Origin of the sequence: Psychromonas sp. L1A2, from assembly GCF_009828855.1 — a bacterium.
GTDB lineage: Bacteria > Pseudomonadota > Gammaproteobacteria > Enterobacterales > Psychromonadaceae > Psychromonas.
The window spans coordinates 848,451-861,343 of the sequence record NZ_WUAG01000002.1; the positions used below are offsets into that span (position 1 = coordinate 848,451).

Annotated in this window: 14 protein-coding genes; 5 read left to right on the forward strand and 9 right to left on the reverse strand. The window is 37.1% G+C overall.

Features of this window, described 5'->3' with window-relative positions:
• The first annotated feature begins 619 nt into the window (after positions 1-619).
• Together ssb and GQR59_RS14125 are read left to right on the forward strand one after the other, a co-directional pair.
• The gene (gene ssb, locus GQR59_RS14120) at positions 620-1,285 is read left to right on the forward strand and encodes a single-stranded DNA-binding protein (protein ID WP_160063745.1); all 666 of its coding nucleotides are present in this window, start codon (positions 620-622) and stop codon (positions 1,283-1,285) included.
• Between the two features lie 387 nt (positions 1,286-1,672).
• Positions 1,673-2,584 (forward strand): hypothetical protein, encoded by a 912-nt coding sequence (locus GQR59_RS14125; protein WP_160063747.1) that lies wholly within the window; start codon positions 1,673-1,675, stop codon positions 2,582-2,584.
• Between the two features lie 134 nt (positions 2,585-2,718).
• On the opposite strand, the gene GQR59_RS14130 is transcribed toward GQR59_RS14125, so the two are convergent.
• The 4 genes from GQR59_RS14130 to GQR59_RS19045 are packed head-to-tail and all read right to left on the reverse strand — an operon-like array spanning position 2,719 to position 4,657.
• On the reverse strand, positions 2,719-3,771 hold the full coding sequence (locus GQR59_RS14130) for an IS91 family transposase (protein ID WP_025564307.1): 1,053 nt from the start codon (positions 3,769-3,771) through the stop codon (positions 2,719-2,721).
• Positions 3,768-4,004: a tyrosine-type recombinase/integrase gene (locus GQR59_RS19035; RefSeq protein WP_268893003.1), complete on the reverse strand. Its 237-nt coding sequence runs from the start codon at positions 4,002-4,004 to the stop codon at positions 3,768-3,770. The genes GQR59_RS14130 and GQR59_RS19035 overlap by 4 nt, the downstream gene beginning before the upstream one ends.
• Positions 3,994-4,479, reverse strand: a complete 486-nt coding sequence (locus GQR59_RS19040; RefSeq protein WP_268893004.1) for a tyrosine-type recombinase/integrase — start codon at positions 4,477-4,479, stop codon at positions 3,994-3,996. The genes GQR59_RS19035 and GQR59_RS19040 overlap by 11 nt, the downstream gene beginning before the upstream one ends.
• Positions 4,427-4,657 (reverse strand): phage integrase N-terminal SAM-like domain-containing protein, encoded by a 231-nt coding sequence (locus tag GQR59_RS19045; protein ID WP_236546776.1) that lies wholly within the window; start codon positions 4,655-4,657, stop codon positions 4,427-4,429. Before GQR59_RS19045 ends, GQR59_RS19040 begins: the two co-directional genes overlap by 53 nt.
• A gap of 215 nt (positions 4,658-4,872) precedes the next feature.
• Here GQR59_RS19045 and GQR59_RS14140 point away from each other — a divergent pair, with 215 nt between their 5' ends.
• Entirely contained in the window at positions 4,873-6,297 is a 1,425-nt protein-coding gene (locus GQR59_RS14140) for a hypothetical protein (RefSeq protein ID WP_160063749.1), read from the forward strand.
• 369 nt (positions 6,298-6,666) lie between these two features.
• Here the strand turns inward: GQR59_RS14140 and GQR59_RS14145 are convergent, their stop codons facing one another.
• On the reverse strand, positions 6,667-7,437 hold the full coding sequence (locus GQR59_RS14145) for a toll/interleukin-1 receptor domain-containing protein (RefSeq protein WP_160063751.1): 771 nt from the start codon (positions 7,435-7,437) through the stop codon (positions 6,667-6,669).
• A 147-nt stretch (positions 7,438-7,584) separates the two neighbouring features.
• On the opposite strand from GQR59_RS14145, the gene GQR59_RS14150 reads away from it, so the two are divergent.
• Positions 7,585-8,415: a hypothetical protein gene (locus GQR59_RS14150; protein ID WP_160063753.1), complete on the forward strand. Its 831-nt coding sequence runs from the start codon at positions 7,585-7,587 to the stop codon at positions 8,413-8,415.
• Positions 8,416-9,564: 1,149 nt separating this feature from the next.
• On the opposite strand, the gene GQR59_RS14155 is transcribed toward GQR59_RS14150, so the two are convergent.
• Positions 9,565-9,855, reverse strand: a complete 291-nt coding sequence (locus tag GQR59_RS14155; RefSeq protein WP_160063755.1) for a type II toxin-antitoxin system RelE family toxin — start codon at positions 9,853-9,855, stop codon at positions 9,565-9,567.
• Positions 9,845-10,093, reverse strand: a complete 249-nt coding sequence (locus GQR59_RS14160) for a type II toxin-antitoxin system Phd/YefM family antitoxin (protein WP_160063757.1) — start codon at positions 10,091-10,093, stop codon at positions 9,845-9,847. The genes GQR59_RS14155 and GQR59_RS14160 overlap by 11 nt, the downstream gene beginning before the upstream one ends.
• 780 nt (positions 10,094-10,873) lie before the next feature.
• Here GQR59_RS14160 and GQR59_RS14165 point away from each other — a divergent pair.
• Entirely contained in the window at positions 10,874-11,158 is a 285-nt protein-coding gene (locus tag GQR59_RS14165; RefSeq protein ID WP_025565836.1) for a hypothetical protein, read from the forward strand.
• A gap of 380 nt (positions 11,159-11,538) precedes the next feature.
• On the opposite strand, the gene GQR59_RS14170 is transcribed toward GQR59_RS14165, so the two are convergent.
• Together GQR59_RS14170 and GQR59_RS14175 are read right to left on the reverse strand one after the other, a co-directional pair.
• Positions 11,539-12,540 (reverse strand): Gfo/Idh/MocA family protein, encoded by a 1,002-nt coding sequence (locus GQR59_RS14170; protein ID WP_160063759.1) that lies wholly within the window; start codon positions 12,538-12,540, stop codon positions 11,539-11,541.
• Positions 12,541-12,542: 2 nt separating this feature from the next.
• Entirely contained in the window at positions 12,543-12,845 is a 303-nt protein-coding gene (locus GQR59_RS14175) for a putative quinol monooxygenase (protein WP_160063761.1), read from the reverse strand.
• Positions 12,846-12,893 lie beyond the last annotated feature (48 nt).

Here is a 12,893-nt window from a genome sequence, read left to right on the forward strand (position 1 = left end):
AGTAAACACTATTTATTTAGCTTAATATGCAGCAACACTAACAGTCTTGATCTTCTTAGACGCTTATTCTTACCTGCGCTTTTACCGCCATAATTTTCAGAAAACTATTTTAAAAACTAATTTAATGCGCTCACTTGTTGCTGTGTGGGGCACCGAAACCAAGTTATACGCTACATATCTATTTTTAAGATATTTATGGGTGGTATTGTAGGGGCAAGATCCTATAAACTAGTCAACAATATTTGCTTATTTTTATGCTTAACAAAGTTAATGTTAATGTCTCTTTTATTATCTATTAATAGACATAACCTAACTAATAAGCGTATTTCTACGTTTATTAACAAGATAAAAGTAAGCAACAGTTAATTGATTAACTAATTGCATTAGAAAGCGCATTAAATGTAATTGTGACGACTAACAAAAATACTGTTTATAGCAAAACTAATACTCAATTTTTAAGTCATAGTTTCATTCACAACTTAAGTCATCATTTTAGTGATTAGCTAAGTAACGATTTAACTAACAGTTAAGTAAGAAAAAGCGCAATAAATTTTAAGTGGTAGTTAACTAACTAGCACTCACAAATACTTTAAATAAGTCGAAATAGCGGAGCAAGAATATGTTTAACCGTAGTGTAAACAAAGTAGTCCTAGTAGGTAACCTAGGCAAAGATCCTGAAATGCGTTATACCCAAAACGGTGGCGCTGTTGCGAACTTCTCTATCGCAACCACGGAAAGCTGGAAAAACAAACAAACAGGCGAATACGAAAACAAATCTGAATGGCACAACATTGTTGTATTCGGTAAGTTTGGCGAAATGGTTGGCCAGTACCTTAAAAAAGGTGCAAAAGTTTACGTTGAAGGTAAATTACAAACCAACAAATGGCAAGGTCAAGACGGTCAAGATCGTTACAAAACTGAGATCATTGCAAACGACATTCAAATGCTAGATGCGCGTAATCAAAATGCAGGACAAGGCCAAGCGCCTTACCAAGCACCGCAACAGCCAGGTGGATACCAAAGCGCAGCGCCACAACCAGCGGCTGCACCAGCACAGTCTTGGGGTAATGCTCCGCAACAGCCACCAGCACACCAGCCTGCACCGCAAATGGCACCAGCTTATCAGCCACAGCCAACACCTGCACAGCAACGACCTGCGCCAGCACCTGCTCCACAGCAACGTCCGGCACCAACGCCTGCTCCAGCGCCACAGGCAAAACCGCAACAAGCTCCAGCGTCATTTAATGAGCCATCAATGGACTTTGATGACGATATTCCGTTCTAGGATCGAGTTATCTTTTTAAGATGATTTATTAAATTGTAGAATAGTAAAAACCTAGCACCGCTAGGTTTTTTTATGTCTGTAATTTAAAGTGTTAAATTTATCTGACTTTATTTGAGTTAATGCTTTCAAATAATCAATAAATTTATATATCTCTCACCTGCAGTATTTCCACCGTAAATATTGCAGCATCCTACGCTTTTAGATGATTAAAGATTCACAAGTGAACTATAGCTCTTTGTTTTATCGATAAACCAACGTAAAGTAATAATAATATTTTAATCATTAACTCTTGTCGTATTTCCACCGTTAAAATGACATTTTGTGAGTTAATAAAGCTGTTATGTGCACTGCATTGTTCGAATCAACCATAATACGGAACTATTTAATATGAATACTGTTTTAGAGGGAATTGAGCTTTCCCCCAATATATTTGCAGGTTCTGTAACATCTCTTTTCAAGTTAAAAGATGACTCTAAACCTTACCATGCAGGTACTATGTTTGCGGTAAAAATTGATGAGGAGGTTTACTTTATTACAGCAGGGCATGTGCTAAAGAAAAACCAAAAGTATTCTGAAGATTCTGATGACCAAATATTTGCAATTGTTGACGGGAACCTCACTCAGATTACAAGCTTCGATAAATATATAGTATTTAATGCTAAGGATAATGAATTAGATGTTGTCGCTATAAAGCCAAAAAATATCAGTTGGGATAGGATATTCACTAAGTTTATTTCTGAAGCTGATATGTTCATGGGAAAGATTGAACCTGAACATTATTTATGTGCTTATGGGCTTCCTGAAACCCAAAATAAAATTCGTTGGCAAACAGATGTTTTATCAAATGTCCGATATGGTTACTTCGGTAAAAGCTCTAAGCGTGAAACACTAAGTGCTTTGGGGTTTGGCGAGGAGTATATAGGCATTGATATATCCTTAAAGAAAGCATTTACAAATAACCAGAAAGAAATTCCTCCTGCTAAACCTCAAGGAATAAGTGGGGGGCCCATTTACATAACTCACAATTTTTCAAATCCAACTGAGCTATTTGAGCCTAAGTTAGTAGGAGTGACATTTGAAAAAATGATCAACAATCAAGGTATATTAGGGGTAAAGTTTTCCTCTATTTTAGCTGGGTTTAAAATGCACATAACAAACAAGAATAGGTGTCGCGCAGCCGACACCTTATTCGGGTGTTGGACAAGCCCGTTTGAGGTTGGTTTACTTATTATAGTAAATAGCGGTTTTTATACTAAAGGAATGTTGATGATTCAGTTTTCTGAGGGTGAGTCTCGCTAAGATACAATCGATAGCCCAATTATATCAGTGCCTTATATTTTTATGTTGAATGCCAATCAACCTCCTTTTATTACTTTGACCACTCTATTTTTCTGCCTGCCGATGAACTTATGAAGCTCAAGCGTAAAGAGACATTAATGACTCAGTCGTCCCATGCCCATAAATTGCATGATGTGCTGACAACAGGGACAAATGCAATTTATACGTTTCATCACATTTGGTGGTGTTGGCACTACCACTACATTCACGCCAAGCAATAACAGAATCTGTAAGCGTAATCGCTTCGCATTTCCCCTTAAAAACCCATAATCACGTACTCGCTGTAATCCTTTAGGTAACACATGTTGCAGTATCAACCATAAGAACTTAAGTACGGGTAAAGTGCGTGTCTTCATCAAATGGGTGTGACCTTCTTTATATCTAAACGTAACCTCTTCATCGGTTATGTGAATAATATCTTTGTCGGGTAACACGCCCCGATACAAATACCGTGATAAATATTGAAATGATGACAAGCCGAATCCTACCTTACGACAATCAACCACCCATTTATTGGGGATGTTGGTCGGTAGTGCTAACTGAGGGTGATGATTGATTGCCTCCATCATTCTGCCTCGCCAGACCTTAGCTAACGAAAAAGCATTAAACAGGTAGCGTTTATCCCCTTTATGCCATTGCTTCTTACTTGCATCGTAGCGACCAGAAGGAATAACAATGTGTAGATGGGGATGTAGTTCTCTTTTGCGATTGTGAGTATGCAGCACACTGGTAAAGCCTAAGTTGCCTTTATCCTCTCGTGATGCAAAGTCTTTTAGTAAATTCGATGTGATTTTAAACATCAATTGATAGAGGGCTTTGGGATGTTTTTGAGCAAGTACTCTGAACTGATAGGGTAAGGTAAAGGTCACCATAAAATAGTGTACGGGTAATAACTTATCGGTTTGTTTGGCTAACCAATTTGATGTGGTTTGATGCAAACATTGTGGGCAACTTCTGTTCCCACAGGATGCAAGGTGTTGTTGGTCATGCAGGCAATGTCCACAATGCCATTGGCTATAACGAGACTCATCCTGCTTACAATGCAACATGTCAATGATGGCGCGGCGAATATCTTGATTCAATAATCCACCATATTGTTGCTCCAGTTGCGCTTGATAGCGACCAAGTAGTGCAATAAATTGGCTCATGAGACCTCCCATTGAATGGCTAATTTATTAGTTAACTTATTCAGGGCGGTGACGTTATCCTTTTGTTTGAGTGGGGTAAGTTGTGTGTATTTCGCTGTCGTATTCAGGCTGTGATGTCCCAATAGTATTTGCAGGGAGCGTAGGTCAATACCTTGCTCTAAGAGATGAGTTGCAAAGCAGTGGCGCAGTGAATGAGGGCTAATATTTTTATTAATCCTCAGCTCAACAATCACTTTCCTTCAAGGCTTTCTGCACACTGCCTTTATCCATTGGCACCTGTGTATTTTTACCAATACTTGGAAATAACAACTGAGGATGACGATGCGTTGACCAGTAGCAACGTAACGCAGAGAGTGTTCGTTTAGGTAAAGGTAGCAAGCGGTCTTTGCCTCCTTTACCTTCGCGAATATGCACTTGCATGGTATGGCTATCAATGTCGTTCACGGTCAAATCAAGGGCTTCACTTAAGCGTAATCCCATGCTGTACAAAACAAGAAAAAACACTTGATAACGCAACGCACGAGTGTGGCTAATCATCAAGCCAACTTGTTGTGGCGTGAGAATGTCAGGAATGTGTTTTACTTGTGGTGGTTTGACAATATTGAGCCATTCCCATTGTCTATTGAGGGTATGTTTATAAAAAAACTGTAGGCCATTACGGTCTAATTTTATGGTGCTCCATGAATGGGGTTTGAATGAGTTGTGCAAAGTAGTTTTTTAAATCGGCTTTGGTTAATGTATCAGGTGAGCAGTCAAAGAAAGCACTTATTCTACGGACAGCTCTCGAGTACGCGTCAATGGTAGCGGGTCGCATGCCTTGCAGTGTTAGGTTAGTCAAATGTTGTTGATATAAAAGGTCAAAGTGTTGTTGTTCTGAAGTGTTCATCGCTTATACTCCTATTATTCATCACGAGGACGTGATGTGGATAATAAGTATGAACGTTATTGGTCTTTTGTTTTTCTGCCGCACAGCGGCTTCGTTCAACAAGGCAATTAAACGGAACTAAAACAGTTGGTTAAGTTTCGCTTCGCTACACATTATAACCAACAATTTTAGTCCGCTTATTGCGGCGTTATGTTTTTCTTCAGGAGTTATCAATCATGGCACAAAAAAACATTGTTACAATTGGTTTTGAGTTAAACAATGATAGTGTTAATTATTGTAGTTTTAATAGCGATTCGTCACTTCTTGATTATGACATTGTTTTGTTTAAGCCTGATATTGATGACTTTGTATCAAATGCCGATATGTTCGAAGGTAAGCCTTCTTTGAGTGATCATGATTCCTTTAGGTTAAAAGATAAAGTACAACATTGGAGGAGAGAAATTCTTGAGTCAGTAGAATGCGGGAAAACAGTATTTATCTTTCTTTCAGAACTAGCTCAAATATTCATAGCTACTGGGCAAAAAACGTATTCAGGAACTGGTAAAAATAGACAAACAACTAGGCACGTTACACCATATGATAACTATCAAATTATACCTGCCGAAATAAATGTAGTTAAAACCAAAGGTCGAGAAATTAAACTTGCTCCAAAACATGCAGAATTAATATCTTCATACTGGAAAGAGTATTCAAATCAATCAAGTTACAAAGTAACAATTGGAGATAAAGTACCTGCAAGTTTGTTAACTAAAAATGGCGATAAAACAGTCGGTTCTATAATAAGGTCTAAAAACTCAAATGGAGCTCTCATCCTACTCCCTGATATTGATTTTTATCCTGATGAGTTTTTTGATGATGAAGGAGATTGGGGGAGTGCTGAGTCTAAGAAATTTGCTTTAAAGTTTACTAAGTCAGTTGTCAGCGTAGATAAAGCTATAAAAAATTCAGATGAACTGACTGCTGAGCCTGAGTGGTCTAAATCAATAAATTATAAGCTTAAAAAAGAAGAAAAATTAGATTCTGAACTATTGAAAGTTGAGTCAGATCTGGCAGATATTCAATTAAAAAAAGAATCTATTATAAAAAAATTGAATGAGAGTGGTCAGCTAAGGAATCTGTTATTTGAAAAAGGCAAACCGTTAGAGTTTGCTATCTTAGACGCTTTGAAAATATTAGGTTTTTCTGTCTCTCAGTTTGAGAACAGTGAGTCTGAGTTTGACGCAGTATTTGAATCTAAAGAAGGAAGGCTAATCGGAGAAGCTGAAGGAAAAGATAATAAAGCATTAAACATTGATAAGTTAAGGCAACTAGCTCTGAATATACATGAGGATCTTGAAAGAGAAGAAGTAGAGAGTCCTGCTAAACCTGTTTTATTTGGAAATGCTTTCAGGTTACAAGAGTTAGAGAAAAGAAATGATCCATTCACTACAAAATGTTATTCAGGTGCTAAAACAAATTCAACTGCATTAGTATTTACCCCTGATCTTTTTATTGTCGCTAAGTATCTATCGGACAATAAAGATTTGAGGTTTGCCACAAAATGCCGGAAAGTAATGCTTAATACAATCGGTCGAGTGTGTTTTCCTAAAGTGCCAGAAAAAAACATTAATCTAGCAAAAACGATTAGTGACAAAATATAATCGGGTAGCCGGAGGTATCTACCCCCCCAGCCCCCACACCACCCTGCATGCGGCTCCGCACAGGGCGGTTCATCTTATGATGAATAGTGAATATTAATTCACAAATCCTTTAATAACATCAAACCTTGTCTGACTAAAAACTCATTACTGATAGCAACTTCAATGAATGACTGTCCAACACTTTCTACGCTTTTAAATGATTAAAAATTCACAAGTTAACTATAGCTCTTTGTTTTACCGACAAACCAACGTAAAGTAATAATAAGATTTTATATCATTAACTCTTGTCGTATTTCCACCGTTAAAATTCCATTTTTGAGTTAATAAAGCTGTTAGGCGACTCATGTTGTTCCACATTATCTAAAGTTATTATTCTGTTACCCAGCCCTGTTGTATTGCATATAATTTTGCTTTGTCGGTTAATGCAAAACCAAAAACACCCCCACCATACGGTGTATAGGATGTTTCATCTTTTATAAATCCATCTTTTCTAAGATCATTAATGTAAACCTCAGCGAATATTTTTGAACAAGCTAATTTATGGTGTAAGTCGTTAAAAGTATAAAATACATTTCCTTCGTTATAACTCTCAATTAAGTTTTTAACTAACTCAGTCTTTTTATCTGTTACGCTTTCAACTGGTTTTTCTGTTACAGACTCGAAGGGATTATTGCCTACAGGAGGCTCTTTGAATAGTGGGGCTTCATGAATTTCACGAAGAAGGTTATCAAACTGTAACTCGAATTCATCTTCACGAGAGAAGTTGATGTGTAAACGACTTTTTAGAAATATTGGTACATTATGCGTGCCATTTTGACGAATCAGTGGGATAACTTTTTTTGTGTCGATCTGATTCATATATTCAGCGGTTATAATCATTTTTTCATAGCCAACACCACCTAGGCCATCGTTTGCTTTAGCGACATATGCATCAGTACAAATCATAATGATTCGATCTGATTCAGCAACACTTTTTTCCATAAAGCTACCTAAATCATCACCTAGACTAAGGCGAAATTGGTCTAAGGTTGCATCTACACCAGCGTTACGTAAACGTTGTGCGAGTTCTAAGACCCACTTCTTATGGGCTTGGTCATCATGAGAGTAAGATATAAATACTTTAGGGACAGCTGTGCTCAAAGGAACTCCTTAATTTAGTTAACACATAATAAGTGAGGTTATAATTCAATAATTCAACCCTAAGTACTGGAAATTTAGCGAAAACTTTGTAACTATTATTCACTTACATTCGCCATACAAGAGCTTTAAACGTTAAAAAGGATTTGCATGGCTCGTTTAGCACCTAAGACAAATACTCTAAGAGCTCTTTTCGCAAGGTCAGGAAATCAATGTGCCTTTCCCGGTTGTACCCAACCAATAATGAACAATAAAAATAAATTTATTGGTCAAGTATGTCACATTGAAGCGGCAATGACGGGAGGCGAACGCTTTAATGAAGAAAGCTATGATGAATTCCGCCGAAGTTATGAAAATTTACTAATTCTTTGTTATCCACATCATATCGAAACAGATGATGTGGAAGAGTATCCAGTAGAAAGACTCGTCCAAATAAAGAATGAACATGAGCAGCTATTTGAAAAAGATAATTTTAAAATTGACGAGGCTGAACTAGTAAAACTTTCCCATGAAATGAAAAAATATTGGGGAGATATTGAAAGATTAAACAATGTTAATCATGTATTCGTTGATACTGGTTTAGCTATGGAAGTTAAAGGGGATAATAGTTTCTTTCAGGTTATCAAAAGTGCCTACAAGGCAATTGATGGAATTAAAGGTTTACTTGAGCATCTACAAGAAAGCGATGAAAACCTACAAAGTGAATTTGAATCTCTTTTAATTAAAAAAGGGATAAGCAAAGAGTCATTCGAAGACATTCCATATTATGAAAACCCTTTTATAAATCGAAATTGGGAAAGACATAATTTAGGTACTCCAAATTGGTTGCAAAGAATTAAAATTGACTTAGTACATATTGAAGTAAAATACTTGGAAGAATATTTAAAAACTAATAGTAATGATCTTGTTGCCAAAGCAAGCTTTGAAAAAGCAAAAAGGCATTTAAAAGAGTTTGCAAAAACTGCTATGCACGTTGACTAGAGCGTATAATCGGGTAGCCGTAGGTATCTAACTTTCAACCTCGCCCGCCTACATGTGGTTTCGCACAGAGCGGTTCATCTTATGATGAATAGTGAATATTAATCCACAAATCCTTTAATGATATCAAGCCTTGTCTGGCTAAAAACTCATTACTGATCGCACTATTGCTCCCTTTGGTTTTCGAACTACAACAAGGTACTTTACTGGTGCTTTTATAACCCCACTGGCACAAGAAATAGCTAAACGTTCACTTACGCCAAGTTTAATCAATGATCTCACTTTTATCCTTGGTTTTCGCCATTGTCGATAAACGTGGACTTCATTAAAACCATGATATCGTCACACGAATAAAATCCACAATATTCTTTAATAATACTGTTTTGACCTAACCTTCTTCACCCTTCGTGTCTTCGTGGTTAAATCGGTTTTTTATTTTAAAAGGCCACAAGTAACCACGAAGCCGCTACGCTGCACGAAGGACACGAAGAAAAGCTATAATATAATGTGAGTTAATAGTAAGGCTTTTGACCTAACCTTCTTCCCCCTTCGTATCTTCGTGGTTAATCGGCTTTTGATTTTAAAAGACCACAAGCAACCACGAAGCCGCTACGCTGCACGAAGGACACGAAGAAAAACTACAATGTTAGTTAATAGTAAGGCTTTTAACCTAACCTTCTTTCCTCTTCGTGCCTTCGTGGTTAATCAGCTTTTGATTTTAAAAGACCACAAGCAACCACGAAGCCGCTACGCTGCACGAAGAACACGAAGAAAAACTACAATGTTAGTTAATAGTAAGGCTTTTGACCTAACCTTCTTTCCCCTTCGTGTCTTCGTGGTTAATCGGCTTTTGATTTTAAAAGACCACAAGCGACCACGAAGCCACTACGCTGCACGAAGGACACGAAGGACACGAAGAAAAGTTACAATGTTAGTTAATAGTAAGGCTTTTGACCTAACCTTCTTTCTCTTTCGTGGTTAATCGGTTTTTGATTTTAAAAGACAACTTCAATGAACAACTTCAAAGAGTGGTTTTTCAATACTTTGCTCAATACTTTGTTCTTAAAGCAGGAAAATTTACAATTATTTTTTCACTGCGTTCAACATTTTAACCAACTATAAATTCCCTCTTAATGAGGCGTTAAACCACAATCAGTCGTTGAGACGTTTCGTCGCCTTTTTATAAGCATCGCTTCGTTCACGTTTACCGACTGCAAGCACAGTTACAGTGATAATGTTATCTGTGACTTGATAAACTAAACGATAACCGGATTGGCGAAGTTTAATTTTATACATATTTTCTGCGCCTGATAACTTAGCCCCTGGTATGTGAGGATTAGTTAGGCGTTCAATTAGTTTTTTCTTAAATTGACTTTTGAGTGTAGCGCCTAGCTTATTCCATTCTTTTAGTGCGCTTTTCTTGAACTCGAGATTATAAGTCATCAATATTTACCGAAATGCTACTTTCATTTTGTCGTTCTATTGCTAAAGCTAAAAGCTCAAGATCTTCAATTTTGTCCATCATCATTTCGTAGGCTTCAGCAGGTACACAATAAAATGCTGGTTCATTTCTGTTGAGTACTGCAACAGGCTCGCCATAGGCACTTGTTGCAACTTTCATTGGATTTGCTTTGAGCTCAGTGATACTGGCAGCAACGTCAGCTAAGATTCTAGTGGTCATTTAAGTGGTCTCTTATTAGGTCATTTAATGAGTCCATTGTAGTTGTATAAAAATGGTTTAACAAGCAGTTCAATACGGGTGAGTAAGTGGATATATTCAATAATTCTTGGGTTATCGGGATAGGAGGAGGGATTCTTAGTGGTTTTATTGTAACTCTAATTACTCGCTATCTATTTTCCAAAAAAGACAACAAAGAATACGTCCAAAAAGTTGCAACTGTAGACAGAGAAGTTGTTTACGCACTTAGACCTAGAATATCCGAGGGACACATACCTGATAATGAAGTCCTGTCATCTTGATAAATACAACAGCACGTAGATATAAAGTTGAGCGTGTATCAATTGAGACTGGTACAAGAAATAGCTAAAAGGTAAAGTGAATGGGGTCAAGTCTTGCTTTTTGTCTTTTTAAAACACCACATCAAAAACTCATAATAAAAACGATAATCAATGTGGCTACAACCCCCTCCCGCCGTTGAGCTTTCCCAAACGATGAAGGACTTTCAGCAACAGCAAACAGGACGTTTGCTGTAGGTTCATTCAACGCATGGAGCGATTTATGCGACAGCATAGTTACATGAGCGGACTAAGCTCTGCTTGTCCTTTGCCCTTGCTAGCTCACTTCTTCCTTATTAAATAACGACGTAATCTATGAACAGTGCATTAAGAAGGTTATAATTTTTTTATTATAGGGCTTTATTTTTAAATCATTTTCCGCCGTATAGGTTATTCTATAACCTCGTTATATTTTCTCTGGTTTGGCTGTCACAAGGATTCAATGATGAATATAGATAAAGCAAAAAAACGTATCGCGAAGCAAGTTAAAAAAGGATTTAACGGCTACCCTCAGATCTCATTAGCGTATTTTGGTCAAACGTCGGATTCTGCAACTAAAGTCATCGTTTCGTTCACTGCGGATGAGAACGCTAAACCACAAGACCAAACGTTTTTGAGTGAAAATGACGCTCGGGAAGACGAAACGATTCAATCGACGTTAGTAAAAATAATTGAACGAACGGATGCTAATACGGTTATTGAAATCGATGGTGTTTCGATCATTAATTAAAAATAATAAGGCTACGTTTTTAATCTTAAATTCAAGAAAGCACCAATAGGTCAGATCTTGCTTTTTGCCTAAGCAAAGCTATTAGCTAATAAATAAAGTCGATACTCGATATGACTACATCTATTTCTCCGTTAAGTGTTTCTGATTAAATCAGTCACTTTAGTAAGCTAAGACATAGATCGATTTATGCGACAGCATAGTGTTATGGACGGACTAAGCTCTGCGTGTCCTTTGCCCTTACTAATTAACAGCAATGCAATACAACTTCATGATGCTCTGATATCAGTCGGAGAATTTTTATAACCTCCAACTGATATCATTTTCTGTTAATACACTTTATAAGTTAAACCATTTATATTTATTGATTACATTTGTCTTTATCAAACTAAAGACGCTAAAGTTGCTGCTTCCCAATCGGTTAATAACTTCATTATCTGTTCTGAATCTTCTGGTGTTGCAGCAGGTCGTTGTAAAACTTTATGGCCTTGTTCTAAGGCTTCACGAATTGATTTCACTTGATATAAAAATCCATTTCCGTCTGCTTCTACTGTGATCGTTTCAGTTTTTTGTTCATATTTTGTTATAGCAAAACTATTACCACTTGCATCAGGTAACCAAGGATTAGACGTTAATACTAAACTTCCTTCGCTGCCTAGGACTGTAAATGAAGAATGTAAGCCATAGTTTTCTGCAGTGTGTAATTGGCAAGTAATGCCGTTTGAATATTGAATAGTTGCAGCTGACTCGCAAATATTTCCATCATCACCACGTAGGCCCGATGCGTTTATTTGATAGTTATCGCTCACTTCACTGCCAAACTGTTGTTTGATTAATAGGTGCATTAATGATGCTGGGTAACAACCTAAATTATACAATGCCCCCTTACTGTCAGGGTTAACAAACTGTTCTATCGCGGCACAGTATTGACCAGTAATCGATTTTATTTCTCCGATTGCGCCAGATTTAATGGTTTCTGCAATGGTGTTAATAAAGGGATGAGTGAGGTACATCAGCCCTTCAACAAAGAAAGTATTGTTTTCTTTCACTGCTGCTAAAGCGGCCTGTGTTTTTTGCATGTCGATTGATAATGATTTTTCACATAATACGGCTTTGCCAGCGTTAGCGGCTTTTATTACATAGTCGTGATGGATGTGATTAGGTAAGGCAATATAAATAATATCGACATAAGGATCGTTAATCAGCATATCAAAGTCAGTGAATGTATTTTTGATATCATATTTATTAGCAAACTCAGTTAATGTTGCGACGGAACGACCTGCAACGGAATAAAGGTGAGTATTACCTTCTTTAACGATGGCATCTGCCATTTCTCCAGAGATAAAACTGGTGCCTAATATTCCCCAATTAAGTGTCTTTTTCATTCTTATTTATCTCCTGTTAATAATTTGCTTTCAAATGCTTGAACCAAATCAGTCAATCCCGACTGGATAAATGTTTGAGTGTGTTCGGCATTAAAGTGCTGTTCAAAAGCTTCTTGGTTATTATAACGTTCCCAAAAAATATAACGACGTGGATCGTCTTTGTCTTGTAATACGACGGCCATTGAACACCCTGGCTCGCTGTTCATTCCTTCACAAAAAGTTTGAATTGCCGAAATGGCGGTATCGAGATCGCTTTCAGCTTTAATGCGAAGTTCTGCTGTAATGAACAAACCTTGTTTAAACATAGATGGCCCTTAATATGTGGATGAAATAAGACAACCAATAATTCTAAT